The sequence below is a fragment of the Streptomyces sp. NPDC058525 genome, assembly GCF_042719495.1.
GTDB lineage: Bacteria > Actinomycetota > Actinomycetes > Streptomycetales > Streptomycetaceae > Streptomyces.
Map to the genome: position 1 here is coordinate 1 of NZ_JBHXNP010000045.1, position 14820 is coordinate 14820.

The 14820-nt window shown below is 72.4% G+C and carries 13 protein-coding genes; 3 read left to right on the forward strand and 10 right to left on the reverse strand.

Annotation, left to right across the window (positions count from 1 at the left end):
- Positions 1 to 72: 72 nt before the first annotated feature.
- The 7 genes from ACFWP3_RS21310 to ACFWP3_RS21340 form a co-directional block, all read right to left on the reverse strand.
- A complete protein-coding gene (locus ACFWP3_RS21310; protein ID WP_384223455.1) occupies positions 73 to 2685 on the reverse strand; it encodes a SpoIIE family protein phosphatase in 2613 nt (870 codons plus the stop codon).
- Between the two features lie 157 nt (positions 2686 to 2842).
- Positions 2843 to 3271 (reverse strand): ATP-binding protein, encoded by a 429-nt coding sequence (locus ACFWP3_RS21315; RefSeq protein ID WP_384223297.1) that lies wholly within the window; start codon positions 3269 to 3271, stop codon positions 2843 to 2845.
- 154 nt (positions 3272 to 3425) lie between these two features.
- The gene (locus ACFWP3_RS21320; protein WP_384223299.1) at positions 3426 to 3860 is read right to left on the reverse strand and encodes a (deoxy)nucleoside triphosphate pyrophosphohydrolase; all 435 of its coding nucleotides are present in this window, start codon (positions 3858 to 3860) and stop codon (positions 3426 to 3428) included.
- Between the two features lie 28 nt (positions 3861 to 3888).
- Positions 3889 to 4074 carry an SPOR domain-containing protein gene (locus ACFWP3_RS21325; protein ID WP_319723421.1) on the reverse strand — a complete coding sequence of 62 codons (186 nt, stop codon included), beginning with the start codon at positions 4072 to 4074 and terminating at the stop codon, positions 3889 to 3891.
- A 403-nt stretch (positions 4075 to 4477) separates the two neighbouring features.
- On the reverse strand, positions 4478 to 5230 hold the full coding sequence (locus ACFWP3_RS21330; RefSeq protein WP_384223302.1) for a GntR family transcriptional regulator: 753 nt from the start codon (positions 5228 to 5230) through the stop codon (positions 4478 to 4480).
- A 137-nt stretch (positions 5231 to 5367) separates the two neighbouring features.
- Positions 5368 to 6534: a DUF4190 domain-containing protein gene (locus tag ACFWP3_RS21335; RefSeq protein ID WP_384223304.1), complete on the reverse strand. Its 1167-nt coding sequence runs from the start codon at positions 6532 to 6534 to the stop codon at positions 5368 to 5370.
- A gap of 146 nt (positions 6535 to 6680) precedes the next feature.
- Positions 6681 to 8252: a S8 family serine peptidase gene (locus tag ACFWP3_RS21340; protein WP_384223306.1), complete on the reverse strand. Its 1572-nt coding sequence runs from the start codon at positions 8250 to 8252 to the stop codon at positions 6681 to 6683.
- A gap of 223 nt (positions 8253 to 8475) precedes the next feature.
- Here ACFWP3_RS21340 and ACFWP3_RS21345 point away from each other — a divergent pair, with 223 nt between their 5' ends.
- The 3 genes from ACFWP3_RS21345 to ACFWP3_RS21355 all read left to right on the forward strand — a co-directional run bounded on the left by ACFWP3_RS21345 (position 8476) and on the right by ACFWP3_RS21355 (position 11569).
- A complete protein-coding gene (locus tag ACFWP3_RS21345; RefSeq protein WP_384223309.1) occupies positions 8476 to 9573 on the forward strand; it encodes a pyridoxal-phosphate dependent enzyme in 1098 nt (365 codons plus the stop codon).
- Positions 9574 to 9816: 243 nt separating this feature from the next.
- Positions 9817 to 10620: an isocitrate lyase/phosphoenolpyruvate mutase family protein gene (locus ACFWP3_RS21350; RefSeq protein ID WP_384223311.1), complete on the forward strand. Its 804-nt coding sequence runs from the start codon at positions 9817 to 9819 to the stop codon at positions 10618 to 10620.
- A 13-nt stretch (positions 10621 to 10633) separates the two neighbouring features.
- Entirely contained in the window at positions 10634 to 11569 is a 936-nt protein-coding gene (locus ACFWP3_RS21355; protein ID WP_384223315.1) for an EamA family transporter, read from the forward strand.
- A gap of 58 nt (positions 11570 to 11627) precedes the next feature.
- Here ACFWP3_RS21355 and ACFWP3_RS21360 read toward each other — a convergent pair whose 3' ends face one another.
- The 3 genes from ACFWP3_RS21360 to ACFWP3_RS21370 form a co-directional block, all read right to left on the reverse strand.
- Entirely contained in the window at positions 11628 to 12410 is a 783-nt protein-coding gene (locus ACFWP3_RS21360; RefSeq protein WP_384223317.1) for a trypsin-like serine peptidase, read from the reverse strand.
- A 5-nt stretch (positions 12411 to 12415) separates the two neighbouring features.
- Positions 12416 to 13516, reverse strand: coding sequence for an alpha/beta hydrolase (locus ACFWP3_RS21365; RefSeq protein ID WP_384223320.1), 1101 nt, complete (start codon positions 13514 to 13516; stop codon positions 12416 to 12418).
- A 198-nt stretch (positions 13517 to 13714) separates the two neighbouring features.
- The gene (locus tag ACFWP3_RS21370) at positions 13715 to 14758 is read right to left on the reverse strand and encodes an alpha/beta hydrolase (RefSeq protein WP_384223456.1); all 1044 of its coding nucleotides are present in this window, start codon (positions 14756 to 14758) and stop codon (positions 13715 to 13717) included.
- Positions 14759 to 14820 lie beyond the last annotated feature (62 nt).

The following is a 14820-nucleotide window of genomic DNA, read 5'->3' on the forward strand; positions in this document are numbered from 1 at the left end:
TCTTTTTTTTTTGTTTCTCGTTGGGTTGTGGGGGGGGGGGGGGGGGGGGCCCCCCCCCCCCCGCGGCGGCGCTCAGCCGTACATGCTCAGCAGTTGTTCCGCCGAGAGTTCGGACACGGCTTCGGCCGCCGCCCCAGGCAACGGCAGCTCGAACCAGACCGTCTTCCCCCGGTGGGTCCGCCGGGTGCCCCACCCCGCGGACAGCAGGCCGACGAGCTGAAGCCCGCGCCCGCCCTCGTCCGTGTCCCGCGCCCGCCGCCGCCGCGGCTGCACCAGGTTCGCGTCCCACACCTCGCACACCAGCGTCCGGTCCAGCAGCAGACGCAGCCGGATCTCGCCCTCCCCGTACCGCAGCGCATTGGTGACCAGCTCGCTGACCAGCAGCTCGGTGGTGTCCAGCAGCCCCTCCAGGCCCCACCCGGGCAGCTTCGCCCGCGCCAGCTCCCGGGCCCGGCCCACCGAACGGGCCTCGCGCGGCAGCTGCCAGTCGCCCACCGCCTCCTGCGGCAGCCCCTGCACGCGTGCCATCAGCAGGGCGATGTCGTCCTCGCCGTGCCGGGTGTCCAGCGTGTTCAGCACGTGGTCGCAGACGTCCTCCAGGGGGCGGACCGGATCCGCGAGGGCCTCCCGCAGGCCCCGCAGGCCCTCCTCCAGCGGATGGTCGCGGGACTCGACCAGCCCGTCGGTGTACAGCGCCAGCAGCGCCCCCTCCGGCAGTTCCACCTCGACCTCCTCGAACGGCTCCCCGCCCACCCCCAGCGGCATCCCCGGCGGCACCTCCAGCAGCAGCGCGGGCCGCGGCCGGCCGGCCTCGTCCGGCGGTTCGACCAGGACGGGCGGCATGTGGCCCGCGTTGGCGATGGTGCACCGCCGCGTCACCGGGTCGTAGACGGCGTAGACGCAGGTGGCGAGGTACACCTCCGAGCGGTCCGCGTCCCGCGAGTGCAGGGCTGCCCGCGAGGCCTGCTGGGAGCCGCCGGGCGCCCCCAGGCCCCGGGCGATCTCGTCGAGGGCGGTCAGCACCTCCGCCGGTTCGAGGTCCAGCAGCGCCAGGGTCCGTACGGCCGTGCGCAGTTCGCCCATCGCGACGGCGGCCCGCAGCCCCCGCCCCATCACGTCGCCGACGACCAGCGCCGTGCGGTGGCCGGGCAGTTCGATGACGTCGAACCAGTCGCCGCCGACCTCGGTGGCCGCGTTGCCCGGCAGGTACCGGCAGGCGATGTCCAGGCCGGCCGCCTCCGGGTCGCCGGGCGGCAGCAGGCTGCGCTGGAGGATCAGCGCCCGCTCGTGCTCGCGCCGGTAGAGCCGTGCGTTGTCGATGCAGACCGCGGCCCGCGCGGCGAGCTCCACGGCGACCGCCCGGTCCCGTTCGCCGAAGGGTTCGCTGCCCTTCGTACGGGAGAACTGCGCGAGGCCGACCACCGTGTCGTGGGCGACCATCGGCACGACGAGCGTGGACTGCACGAGGTCGTCCGCGCCGCCCCCCTCGATGAGCCGCGGCCGGGCCGTGCGCAGCGCGAGCGCGCCCGGCGAGGCGGCCGGATAGCGGTGCACCTCGCCCACGGAGACCAGCGCGCCCGGTCCCGACAGCGGGGCGTCCGAGACGGCCGAGGCGAAGGCGACCCTCCGCAGCGGCGCGGACGGGGCCCTGCCGGCGCCCAGGCCGGGCGGCAGCGAGGGCACCCCGGGGCCCTGCGGGCGCGCGGGCCGGTCGTCGTCGCCGAGCAGCAGGCCCTGGTAGAGGTCGACGGCGGCCAGGTCGCAGAAGCCGGGGACGGTGACGTCGAGGAGTTCGCGGGCGGTGGTCTCCAGGTCGAGGGAGTTGCCGATGCGGTGTCCGGCCTCGTTGAGCAGCGCGAGGTTGCGCCGCACCCCGGCGGCCTCGCGGGCGGCGAGGTGGCGCCGGGTGACGTCGGTGCCGATCCCGGCGACGCCGATGGGCCGGCCGGTGCCGCCGTGCACGCGGTAGAGGTTGATGGACCAGTGGCGGTTGTCCCGGCTGCCGGGGGCGGCGCCGGTGATGCGGAGGTCGGTGACCGAGTCCCCGGTCTCCAGGACCCGGCGCAGGGCCTCGGCCATCCGGTCGGCCTCGTGCGCGGGCAGGTAGTCGTGCACGGTCCGGCCGCGGTGCTCCTCGGCGGCGCCCCCGAAGACGGCGGCGAAGCGTCGGTTGGCCCGCTGGACGGTTAGGTCGGTACCGAACAGGAGGAAGCCGAAGGGGGATTGGCCGAATATGGCTTGTGAAGCAGCGAGATCGGATTCGATGCGCCGCAGCGCGCGCACGTCGACGACGACGCACAGCGCGGCCCGCTCGGCGGATTCGGTCTGTGTGGGCATCACGTAGATCTCGGCCACGCCGTGCTCGCCGTCGCCGCCGGGGATCCGGAAGGGGACGAGGCCGGTCCATTCCTTGCCGTCGAGGATCTCGGCGACCCGGCGGTGTCCGCCGGCGCGAAGCTCGGGCGGCATGAAGGCGTCGACCGGATCGCGGCCCACCGCCTGGGCTGCGGTCAGGCCGAAGAGGTCTTCGGCGCGCAGACTCCACTGGTCGATGAGGCCGTCGGGCCCGATCGAGAAGGAAGCGACCTTTATGTAGTCATATATCGAGCCAGGCGGACTGCTGTGCCACAGGGAGTCGTGCCATGTCTCCCCGGGCACCCTGGTCTGATGTGCCTGCGCAGGTATCTCGCTCACGCGACCGTCCCCTCCAGCTCACCGCACCGGACCGGCCATGACCGCAGTATTCAGCACCACGGCCCCGGACGGCACGGCGTTCACGATCACAAAAAGGTCCCGTTAGTTTCGAGCCACCTCGAGTGATGGTCGGCCACCCGTCACCTTGTTACTCACCAGGAAGAGCCAACTCGAACCACACAGTCTTGCCCGACTTCCCGTGGCGGGTCCCCCAGCGCTGTGAGGAGACGGCGACGAGATGGAGCCCGCGGCCGCCCTCGTCGTCGGCGTGGGCGACGCGTTCGCGGGGCGGATCCGGAAGCGGATCGGAGACTTCCACGAGGAGGGCGGCGGCGCCGACCGGGCCGCCGACGGCCTGATTGCGCCGTACCAGCCGGACGCCGATGGGGCCGGACGCGTACCGCAGGGAGTTGGTGACGAGCTCGCTGACCAGCAGGACGGTCACATCGCCGACGGAATCGAGGCCCCAGTCCCGCAGGGCGCCCCGCACGGCGTGGCGGGCGGTTCGGACGGCGCCGGGCTCAGCGGGAAAGGCCCACTCGGCGCATTCACCGTCTGTGTCGATCACGCCGATCACTTCCCGGGCCGGCAGCGACCCCAGTCCGGTTCGTCGGGGACGAAAGGGGGACGAGATAGGGACTAATAGCGACATACCCGATATTCGGGGCGTCGTACCACTCGATCCCCCACGCACCGGCGCACTGTGGCGCAGACGGCCTAGAGAGCGCGCGTCACGCGCCCCCGGGCGCCCCGTCGTGCAGCTGCGGGCGCCGACCGGCGCGCAGTCGGCGCCCCGCCTCGGCGACCGCGGGCCGGTCCTGGTCGAGCCAGTCCACCGACTCCAGCTCCTCCGGCCCGAGCCAGCGCAGCTCGTCGTGGTCCTCGAGGGGCGCCGGCTCGCCCGACACCAGGCGGGCGGTCCACACGTGCAGGACGAGTCCGGGCTTCAGCGGCCACTCCCCCGGGATCCGCTCCAGCGGCTCGGCCTCGACGCCGAGCTCCTCGCGCAGTTCGCGCACCAGCGCCTCGGGGGCGGACTCCCCCGGCTCGGCCTTGCCGCCCGGCAGCTCCCAGCGTCCGGCCAGCTCGGGGGGTGCGCTGCGGCGAGCGGCCAGCAGGCGACCCTCATGACAAAGGGCTCCGCCCACGACCACTCGTACCGTCATGGGCGGAGCCTATGTCAACACTGGCTGCTCAGTTCATCGTGGCGGTCTGACCGATCCGCTCGACCCAGTAGAGCTGCTTGTGTCCGCGGTCGTCGAGGCTGTCGACGACCTTCTGGGCCTCGGCCCGGGTGGAGTACCGGCCCACCCGGTAGCGGTTGCCGTTGTCGTCCTGACGTATGACCAGCCACGGGAGCAGGGCACCGCTGTCGTTCATCGCGTTTCACCCTCCGCCGACGTACCTGCCCGGGAAACCGCATTGCGCATATGCCCGACCTTACGCCCGGACTTTACGGAGCGGATACGGTTTTTCACGAAGAGGTACCCCGGGGCGTACGCATTCGGCCATGCGTACGAGTGCGCCGTGCGCGCCGGTCTCGACCCGGCGCACGGGGGCACCGGGTGACGGCCCGTCAGCATGACCACGGCAGTTGTGCGCGGCGCCGCTCCTGGGGCGCCGCCCCAGACCCCGCGCCTCAAACGCCGGCGAGGCTGGATTTTGGCTGATGCCGCCCGCTATGCGAGAGCCCCCGCCCCCTGCCGAGCACAACCCGGCCCCGCCGGCGATTGAGGCGCGGGGGGCGGGGCGGAGCCCCGGGGGCCTTGGCCCGGAGGGTGGGTCAGCGCACCGGGAGGTGGTAGGCTAGGCGGTAGCGGTCCGCCGGGACGACCACGTCGGCCGTTTCCACCGCGCGGCCGGAGGCGTAGTACGTACGCCCGATCACCAGCACCACATGCCCCGGCACCCCGCCGAGCAGCAGGATCTCCTCCGCCAGACCCGGTCTCGCGCCGACCTCCTCCACCACGTTGTCCACGACGACGTCGATCGCGGCCATCCGGTCGACCACCCCGGAGCCCCCCAGCGGGCCCTCCTCCGGCAGCATCACCGGCGTCCGGCCGGTCACGGCCAGCGGCTCCCACGAGGTCGACAGCATCATCGCCTCGCCGGCGTCGCGGAACACGTACCGCGTCCGCATCACCCGCTCGCCCGGCTCGATGCCGAGCCGCTTGGCGATCTCCGCAGGGGCGGCCGTCTGCTCGCTGTTCGACTCCCACGTGCCGCGCACGCCCGACTCCGCCTGCTCCTGCCGGAACGGGGTCGAGGTGCCGCCGGTGCGGTAGCCGGAGCGGGCGACCCGGCGCGGCACCGGCTGCTCCCGTACGTACGTGCCCGATCCGGACCGGCCCTCGACCAGCCCTTCCGCCATGAGGACCTTGCGCGCCTCCAGCGCCACGGTGTCGGAGACCCCGTACTCCTCGCGGATGCGGGCCTGCGAGGGGAGCCGGGCGTGCGGGGGCAGGGAACCGTCGACGATCTTCCGTCGCAGATCCCCGGCCACGCGCAGATAGGCCGGCTGCTCACCGAAAGTCACTGGCCACTCCCATCAGGTTGACAGACAGCTACACCCTGGCAACCGACGGTTGTAGACCGCAAGCAAGGGCCAGAGTTTCACCCGAAGTGATGAAGCCTGGTCACCCAAACCCGTTACCGCGCGTTACGCGGACGACGTCACGCCGCCTGCGCCGAAGGCTCCCGCCCCGGCCCGCTCCCGGGCTCCTCCGGGGACTCCGCCAGCCACTCCGGAACCTCCGTCGACAGCCCGTACGCGCCGCGCAGCGCCTTCTCCGTCTCCACGGACATCGCCCGCAGCGCCCGGCCCCACTGCCGGTCGAAGTCGGCGGCGGTCGTGGCCTGGGAGGTCCGCTGCCACGCCGTGCGGGCCGCCTCGATCTCGCCCAGCTGCGCCCGGACCGCCTTCTCCAGTCCCGGCCGCGCCTTGTCGGCCTCCAGCGTGCGCGCCTCGTCGCCGAGCGCCGAGTACACGGAGCGTGCCCACGCCTGGTGTTCGGGGAGCGTGTCCTCGAGGTCCCCCACGGGCGGCCGGCCGAGCACGAACTCGACCTCGTTGGCCACCCGGAGGAACGCGGCCTGCTCGGGCTCGAGCGATCCCGCGTCCTGCCGCAGGCTGCCCCGGCGCTCCTCCGCGGTCGTGCCGATCACGCACACCAGCCGCCGGTCGCCCTGGCGCCAGGACTGGCGGGAGGGGGCGAAGTAGAACATCTCCGCGTAGACGGGCAGTGCCCACGTGTCCATCGCGTAGGCGTCCTGCGCCTTCCAGCACTCGTCCTCGGAGACCCGGTCCGCCTCGGCCGACTCGGGGGCGTTGACCGGCTCCAGCAGCTTGGAGGCGGTCACCTCGCCGTGGTGCGGCTCCGCGCAGTCGACCTTGTACGTCAGGGGCCGGTCGGCCATCAGGTCCCCGCCCGGGACGTTGAAGCAGTCGCCCGCCCGCAGGTCGTCGAGGTCCCGGAGGTCGCCCTCGACGTCGGTGAACTCGCCCATCGCGTCCATCCGGTGGCGGACCTCCGAGGCGACCCGGTCGACCGCGAACACCATGACCGCGGTCATCACCACGGACACCGCCAGGCCCGCGATCGCGAGCGCCCTGCCCCGCTGCCGGTGCCTGGCGATCTGTACGAGGGCCACGATGCCGAAGACGATGCCCAGCGGCGGCAGGCACAGCAGCCCGACCAGCAGCGAGGCGAGCGCGAAGCCGTTGAGGGCCTGCTCCGGATGCGGCTGCCCGTAGCCCGGCGGCGGCCCCCACCCCGGGTGCGGGGAGGGCGGCGGCCAGGAGTGGCCCGGTCCGGGGGGCGGGCTCGGCGGGGTGCTCACGGGCTGGGGAACTCCATCACGGGGTGCGCGAACGAATGCGCGAATAGTACGCAGCGGGGACGACCGCCCTGTCGGTCGCCCCCGCCTGTTCACCGCTGCCCTGCGCGTGCGTTCAGTACCGGCGCCTCAGGTGCGGCGCCGGTGCCTCAGAACTGGAGCGCCCAGGAGTCGATCTTGCCGGTGTCGATGTTCGCGTTGTCGTTCACCCGCAGCTTCCAGACGCCGTTGGCCACCTCGGAGGAGGCGTTGACCGTGAACGTCCGGATGATGTTGTCGGCGCTGCCGCCGGCCCGGTTGTGCAGGGTGTAGACGGTGCCGTCGGGGGCGACGAGGTCGACCTTCAGGTCACCGGTGTAGGTGTGCTTGATGTCCACCGGCACGCTCAGCGCGGCCGGGGCGTTGCCGGCGACCCCGCTGACGGTGATCGGCGATTCGACGGTCGCGTTGTCGTTGATCGCGTAGTCGGCGGTGTTCTCGAACTTCGGGCCGGGCGGGACGGTGCCGCCGGCGCCCACGTTCAGCAGGCGGTTCGGGGAACCGGAGCCGGGGCTGGTCACCACGTTCGGGGTCGACGCGGCCACCAGGCCGTCCCGGATCTGGGTGGGGGTGCTGCCCGGGTTCTGCGAGAGGTAGAGCGCGGCCGCGCCCGCGACGTGCGGCGAGGCCATGGAGGTGCCCGAGATGGTGTTGGTGGCGGTGTCGCCCGTGGCCCACGCGGAGGTGATGCTGGAGCCCGGCGCGAAGATGTCCAGGATCGAGCCGTAGTTGGAGTAGCTGGCCTTGGCGTCGGTGTTGGTCGTGGCGCCGACCGTGATGGCCTCGGCGACGCGCGCCGGGGACTTGGTGGAGGCGTCGGTGGACTCGTTGCCCGCCGCGACCGCGTAGGTGATGCCGGAGGCTATGGAGTTGCGCACGGCGGTGTCGAGCGCGGAGTCCGCGCCGCCGCCGAGTGACATGTTGGCCACGGCCGGCTTGACGGCGTTCCGCGTCACCCAGTCGATGCCCGCGACGACCTGGGCGGTCGTGCCCGAGCCCTGGTTGTTGAGCACGCGGACGCCGACGATCTTGACCTTCTTGGCCACGCCGTACGCGCCGCCGCCGACGGTGCCGGCGACGTGCGTGCCGTGGCCGTGGCCGTCCTGGGCGGTGTTGTCGTTGTCGATCGCGTCGTAGCCGTCGGCCGCACGGCCGCCGAAGTCCTGGTGCGTCTTGCGGACGCCGGTGTCGATGATGTAGGCGGTGACGCCCTCACCGGCCTTGTCCGGGTAGGTGTAGCTCTGGTTCAGCGGGAGCGCCCGCTGGTCGATGCGGTCCAGGCCCCAGGACGGCGGGTTGGGCTGGGTGGCGTCGACGGTGAAGACCCGGTTCTGCACGACCGACTTGACCGCCGGGTCGGCGGCCAGCTTCTTGGCCTGCGCCTCGGAGACCTCGACGGAGTAGCCGTTGAGGGCGGCGCTGTAGGTACGGTCGATCTTCGCGCCGTACCGCTTGGCGACGGCCTTGCCGCTGTCCGCGGTGGAGCGGGCGGCCGTGTCGTGCAGAGTCACGATGTAGCTGCCGGGGACGGCTCCGGCGACACCGGCGTTCTCGATGACGCCCTGCGGGCCGTTGTCGGCCGCCGAGGCGGGCAGCGCCGCGGCCGTGCCGAGTGCGAGGGCCACGACAGCGGTCGCACTGATGCCGGCGAGCTTCCGGCGGGTGTGACGCATCACGGACATGTGAGGGGTCCTCCTCATAGGTGGTGCGCTGCGGGGGGTTAAGCGGAACCGCGCGGTCCGACGCACGGGCACGTGGGATAGCCATGCCCATGTCAAATCATTCGGCCGAACGGGCTTCCGCCTCCGAAAGGTTGACGCACCCTCACCAGCTCCCACAAGAGGACGGCCGACGCGTAACATCCATGCCATACGCCCGCCATGATCGAGCAAAGGCGCTCCGCACATGACGCACGCACTCCCCGGATACCTCTGCCCCGAGGACGGCACACGCGCCGACGTCCGGACCGCGCCCTGGTGCTGCCCCGTCTGCGCCGGCCCCTGGGACCTCGACTTCACACCGGATCCGGCCAGCGCGCTGGAACCGTCCGCCGGGCCGAACTCCCTGTGGCGGTACGCGGCCGCGCTGCCGCTGCCGGGGGCGTTCTCCGTGTCACTGGCGGAGGGGAACACTCCGATGGTGCCGCTGGCAGAGCGGGTTCACGCCAAACTCGACTTCCTGATGCCGACGCTGTCCTTCAAGGACCGGGGCGCGGTGATGCTCGCGGAGGTGGCCCGACGGCTGGCCCCGCAGCGGGTGGTGGCGGACAGCAGCGGCAACGCGGGGGCCGCGGTGGCGGCGTACTGCGCACGGGCCGGACTGAGTTGTGAAGTTTTCGTGCCCGAGGGCACCTCGGAGAAGAAAACGGACCGGATCCGGGCCCACGGGTCGGCCGTACGGGTGGTCCCCGGCGGCCGCGAGGCCACCGCGGAGGCGGCGCGGGCCGCGGCGGACGAGCCGGGGGTGTTCTACGCGAGCCACGTCTTCAATCCGTACTTCCTGCACGGCACGAAGACGTACGTGTACGAGATCTGGGAAGCCATGTCGGGCCGGCTGCCGGACACCCTGGTGGTCCCGGTGGGCAACGGCACCCTGCTGCTCGGGGCCGCGCTGGCCGTCGAGGAGCTGGCCCGGCGCGGGGTGCGGCCGCCGGCCCTGATCGGCGTCCAGGCGGAGGCGGTGGCTCCGCTGGCGTCGGCGTTCGAGGCCGGGGCCGAGGACGCGGAGCCGGTCGCCCAGCTGCCGACCCTGGCCGAGGGCATCGCGATCCCGGCTCCGCCGCGGGCCCGGCAGATCCTGGCGGCGGTCCGCAAGTCGGGCGGCACCTTCCTGACGGTCCCCGACGCCCGCCTCCGCGAGGCCCAGCGGGACCTGGCCCGCCGCGGGTTGTCGGTGGAACCGACGGCAGCGGCGTGCTGGGCCGCGGTGGGCCCTCTGGCCCCCGAAGACCCCCTACAGGGCCGCACCGCGGTCCTGCCCCTGTGCGGCGCGGGCCCGAAGTAACCTGCGGCGCCGTTGTCGGGGGCGCCGCCCCCGAACCCCCGCGCCTCAAACGCCGGCGGGGCTGGATTTCGGCCGATGCCGTCCGCCAGGCACAACCCAGCCTCGCCTGGGGGCCCCTCCCAGCGGTAGCTGGGGGAGTTTGAGGCGCGGGGTCTGGGGCGGAGCCCCAGCAGCGGCGCCGCACCGGAACTCCATGTCGGAAACTCGCGCGCCCCGACCGGGCAGGTCTGCTCAACTGGCCCCATGACCACAGACCTGGCCCGCGCCTTCGCGGAACTGCACAGCCCGGCCAAGCCACTGGCCCTCGCCAACGCCTGGGACGTCGCCGGCGCCCGCATCGTGGAGGCGGCCGGGGCTCCGGCCGTCGCGACGACCAGCGCCGGCGTCGCCTGGTCCCTCGGGTCGCCCGACGGCGACGCCCTGGCCCGGGACCGCGCCCTCGACCTCATCGCCCGCGTGGTCGCCGCCGTCTCCGTCCCGGTCACCGCCGACATCGAGAGCGGCTTCGGCACCGACGCCGCCGCCGTCGCGGAGACCGTCGCCGGGGTGCTCGCCGCCGGCGCGGTCGGCATCAACATCGAGGACGGCACCCGGGCCCCCGCCGAGCACGCCGAGCGCGTCGCCGCCGCCCGCTCCGCCGCGGACTCCGCCGGGGTCCCGCTGTACATCAACGCGCGCGTCGACACGTACCTGAAGGGCCTCGGCGATCCCGCCGCCCACCTCGACGAGACCCTGGCCCGGGCCGCCGCCTACCTGCGCGCGGGAGCCACCGGCGTCTTCGTGCCCGGCGTCACCGACCCGGCGACCGTGGCCGAGCTGGCCAAGGGCATCGACGCCCCGCTGAACGTGCTCGTCGGCCCCGGCGCCCCCTCCGTCGCCGAGCTCGGCGCCCTGGGCGTGGCCCGGGTCAGCCTGGGGTCCTGGGTGGCCGAGGCCGCGTACGCCGTGGTCCGCCGAGCCGCCGAGCAGCTGGTCTCGGACGGCACGTACGGTCCGCTCGCGGACTCCCTGCCGTACCGCGAGCTGAACAGCCTGCTGCAAGGCTGAGAGGATCTCGGCCATGCGCACATCAACCACGGCGGAGAGCCGGTCCACGACCACGCCGCACCGCAAGATATCCGGCGCGGTCTGGACCGCCCTCGTCCTCGTCTACGTCGTCTGGGGCTCGACCTACCTCGGGATCCGGATCGTCGTCGAGACCATGCCCCCGTTCCTCTCCGCCGGGGCCCGCTTCATCACCGCCGGCCTGCTGCTGGCCGGCGTCGTGGCCTGGCGGTCCGGCCCGGCCGCGCTCAAGGCCACCCGCGCCCAGCTCGGCTCGTCGGTCGTGGTCGGCCTGCTGCTGATCCTCGGCGGCAACGGCCTGGTCGTGCTCGCCGAGACCTCGGTGCCGTCCGGGCTCGCCGCGCTGCTGGTGGCGGCCGTGCCGATGTGGGTGGTGCTGCTGCGCGCGGGCAGCGGTGACCGGCCGCCGCTGCGCACCCTGGCCGGGGTTCTGGTCGGCCTGGCCGGGCTCGCCGTGCTGACCAGCCCGGGGCTCAGCGGCGCGGTGCAGCTGTCGGGTGTGCTGCTGGTGCTGGTCGCGTCCGTGCTGTGGTCGCTGGGCTCGTTCACCGGGTCGAAGGTCAGCCTTCCGGAGAATCCTTTCGCCGGGAGCGCGTACCAGATGCTCGCGGGCGGGGTCGGCGGCGTGGTCGTCGGCCTGCTGCGCGGCGAGCACCGCGGCCTCGACCTCGCCGCGTACTCGACCTCCTCCTGGCTGGCCCTCGGCTACCTGATCGTCTTCGGCTCGGTCGTCGCGTTCACCGCGTACGCCTGGCTGCTGCGGAACGCGCCGCTCTCGCTGGTGTCCACGTACGCGTACGTCAATCCGGTGGTGGCCGTGGCGCTCGGCGCGCTGATCCTGGGGGAGGCCCTGACCTGGCCGATCGTGCTCGGCGGCACGATCGTGGTGGCGGCGGTGGGCGTGATCGTCAGCACGGAGCGCAAGAAGTGAAGTAGCGAAGTAGCAAAGCGACGACCGCCCCGGCGGTACGGCGGCCCCGCGCGGCCCCTCAGCCCTCCGCAGCCCGCTCGTACAGCGCCTTCGCGTGCTCGTCGAACAGCGCGGCCGTGGAGTCCACGTCCGTGTCCCCGCCGCTCAACACCCCGATGAGGCGGCCCGGTCGCTCCGGCCCGCCCCGGTCGGCGATCCAGGGGCTGCCGCTGGTCCCCGTCCAGAACCCGGCGCAGCTGATGTACAGCATGTCCGGGTCCTCGTCGTCGTGGCGGGTCTGCGTGGTGCACGAGACGGGCTTGTTCTGCGGGTTGTGCTCGGACTCGGGGTATCCGACGACGGTCACGTCCCGCTCGTACCCCGAGGTCCAGTCCGGCTTCGGGGTCTCGTCGCCGCCGCCCACGGCCTCCTGGACGCTGCGCCCGTCGCCGTCCGGCGCGATCGTGAGGAAGGCGAAGTCGGCGGTGTCCTCGCCCCACTTCGTCCAGCGGTCGTCGACGTGGATCGAGCGGACCTTCCACGTGCCCAGCGGCTGGCTGCCGGAGCCCTCGCCGGAGAAGGCCGGGGCGAAGGCGAGCTCGCCGATGGCCAGGCCGTCGTGCGCGACCTCGCCCGGCTGCCCGTCCTCGCCGGCCGGGGCGACACAGTGGGCGGCGGTGGCGACGACGTTGCCCTTCGGGCTGTCGACCACGCTCGCCGTGCACCAGTGCTCGCCGCCGGCCATGAGCACGCCCACGGTGGGGAAGGGCTGCACCGGCCGCTCGCCCGGCGACTTCAGGAACGCGACGGCGCACACCGCCACGATCCCCGCCGCGGCGGCCGCCGATGCGCCCTTCACCACGGGGCTCACCGCACGCCGGGGTCGGGTGTCGGTCCGACCATCACCTTGCTGATCCACTCCAGTGCGCCCTCCCGCATCCCGCGTACGTACGACTTCCCGTTGTGCTCACCATCCTGGATCACCTGCAGCTTGGTGTGCACGGGGCCCTTGCCGTAGTCCTTCATGAACTGCTCGGCCTTCTCGCGGCCGGTCTCGGCGGTGCCGATCTGGAAGTTGATGTAGACGTCCGGGCCGCCCGCCGTGATCAGCTTCTGGGCGAGCTTCTCGGGGTTGTTCTCGTCCATCGCCTGCGTGTTCCCGTTCCACAGCGGGGAATCGGGGACGATGTCGACCCCGCTCGCGATGGCCGCCTTGAAGCGGTCGGGGTACTTCAGGACGTGCTTGAAGGCGCCGAATCCGCCCGCCGAGGAGCCCATGTAGGCCCACCCGTCGCGGGAGGTGAACGTCCGGAAATTGGCCTTCGTGAAATCCGGGACGTCTTCGACCATCCAGGTGCCCATCTTGGCCTGGCCGGGGATGTCCGAGGCGTCGAAGTGGTGCTTGGTGTCGGCGTTGTGCACCGGCATGATCAGGATGAAGGGCAGGCTCGTGCCGGCCTTCGCCCCGTCGCTCACGGCCTTCTGGAGGCCGAGGCCGGGGCCCGTCCCCCAGTAGTTCGTGGGGTAGCCGCGGCCGCCGGGCAGGGAGATCAGGACGGGGAAGGCGCTCTTGGCGTACTTCGGGTCGTCGTACTCCTTGGGCACCCACACCCACACGTCGCCCGTGAAACCGGACTTCGCACCGGTGAGCGTGGTGCGGCCGATCTGGGTGCCGTCGGGCAGCCGGTTGGTGCGGACGAACTCGGCCTTCGGGCCGGTGGGCATGCGTACGCCCGGACGGGTGTCGGAGGCCTTGGTGGCGGCCTTCTCCTTCACCTCGACGTCGACCTTCCCGAAGGAGACCGGCTCCCCTATGTCGGAGAAGAGCCCGTACTTGTACGCCACGGCGCCGCCCCCGGCGGCGAGGGTGAGCGCGAGGCCGCCACTGATCAGAAGCAGGCGCAGGCGCTTGGGGCGACGGCCGCCCTTGGTCATGGGGCTGCCGTCGCCTTGCTGGTCATGCTGCACTGATTTGTCCCGTTCCTTCTCCGGCGCTCGGATGGGAGCGCGGGCCGGACCGATCGGTCCCCCTTACACCCTTTACAGAGGTATGAACGACGGGATGGGTTGCCTGGGACGGACGGGACGTGGCACGCGCCACGTGACGTGTGGCGTGGGGCATGTGGCGCATGGCGTGGCGTGGGGCGAAGGGCTGGGTCGGGCGGGTCAGCCGGTGGCGGGCTTCGGACCCTTGAGCACCTTGCTGATCCACTCCAGGGAGCCTTCCTTCATGCCCCGGACGTAGTGCCAGCCGTTGTGCTCGCCGTTCTGGATGTCGCGGATGGTCGTCTTGACGGGGCCCTGGCCGTACGTCTGCACGAACTTCGTCATCCGCTCCTTCCCGCTCTCCTTGGTGCCGATCTGGAAGTTGATGTAGACCTCGGGGCCCTTGGCGTCGATCAGCTTCCGGGCGAGCTTCTCCGGGTTGTTCGCGTCCATCTCCGCCTGGTGGCCCTTCCAGAGCGGGGAGTCGGGGACGATCTCGCCGCCGCTGGCGATCACGGCCTTGAACCGGTCCGGGTGCTGGAGGACGGTCTTCATGCCGACGAAGGCGCCGGAGGAGGAGCCCATGAAGGCCCAGCCGTCACGGGACTTGTACGTACGGAAGTTGGCCTTGGCGAAGTCCGGGACGTCCTCGGCGATCCAGGTGCCCATCTTGGGCTGGCCGGGGATGTCGGCGCCGTCGTAGTAGTACTTGGCGTCCGGGTTGAGCACCGGCATGACCACGATGAAGGGCAGGCTGGTCCCGGCCTGGACGCCGTCGCTGATGGCCTTCTGCAGGCCGAGGCTGCGGTCGGCCCAGTAGTTCGCCGGGAAGCCGTTGCCGCCGGGGAGCGCGATGAGCACCGGGAAGCCGCTCTTGGCGTACTTCGGGTCCTCGTACTCCTTCGGCGCCCACACCCACACGTCGCCCTCGAAGCCGGACTTCGCGCCCGTGAGGCGGGTCTTGGCGATGATCGTGCCGTCGTCGAGCTTGGTGGTCTGCTTGAAGTCGGCCTTCGGGCCCGTCGGCATGAGCACGTCCGGGTCGCCGGAGGGCGAGGGCTTGCCGGACGGGGACTGGCCCGGCGTCTGCTTGCCGCCGGCCTCGGCCGGGGCGCCGGGCTTGCCGAAGCTCACGGCCTCGCCGTTGCCGGAGAACCAGTCGAGTTTCCAGGCGGCGAATCCGCCGCCGCCAAGCAGGAGCGCGAGAGCGGCCACCGCGCTGATCCATATGAGGCGGCGGGAACGCCGGGGTCGCGCCGGCTGGTACGGGTCGTGGTGCACGAACT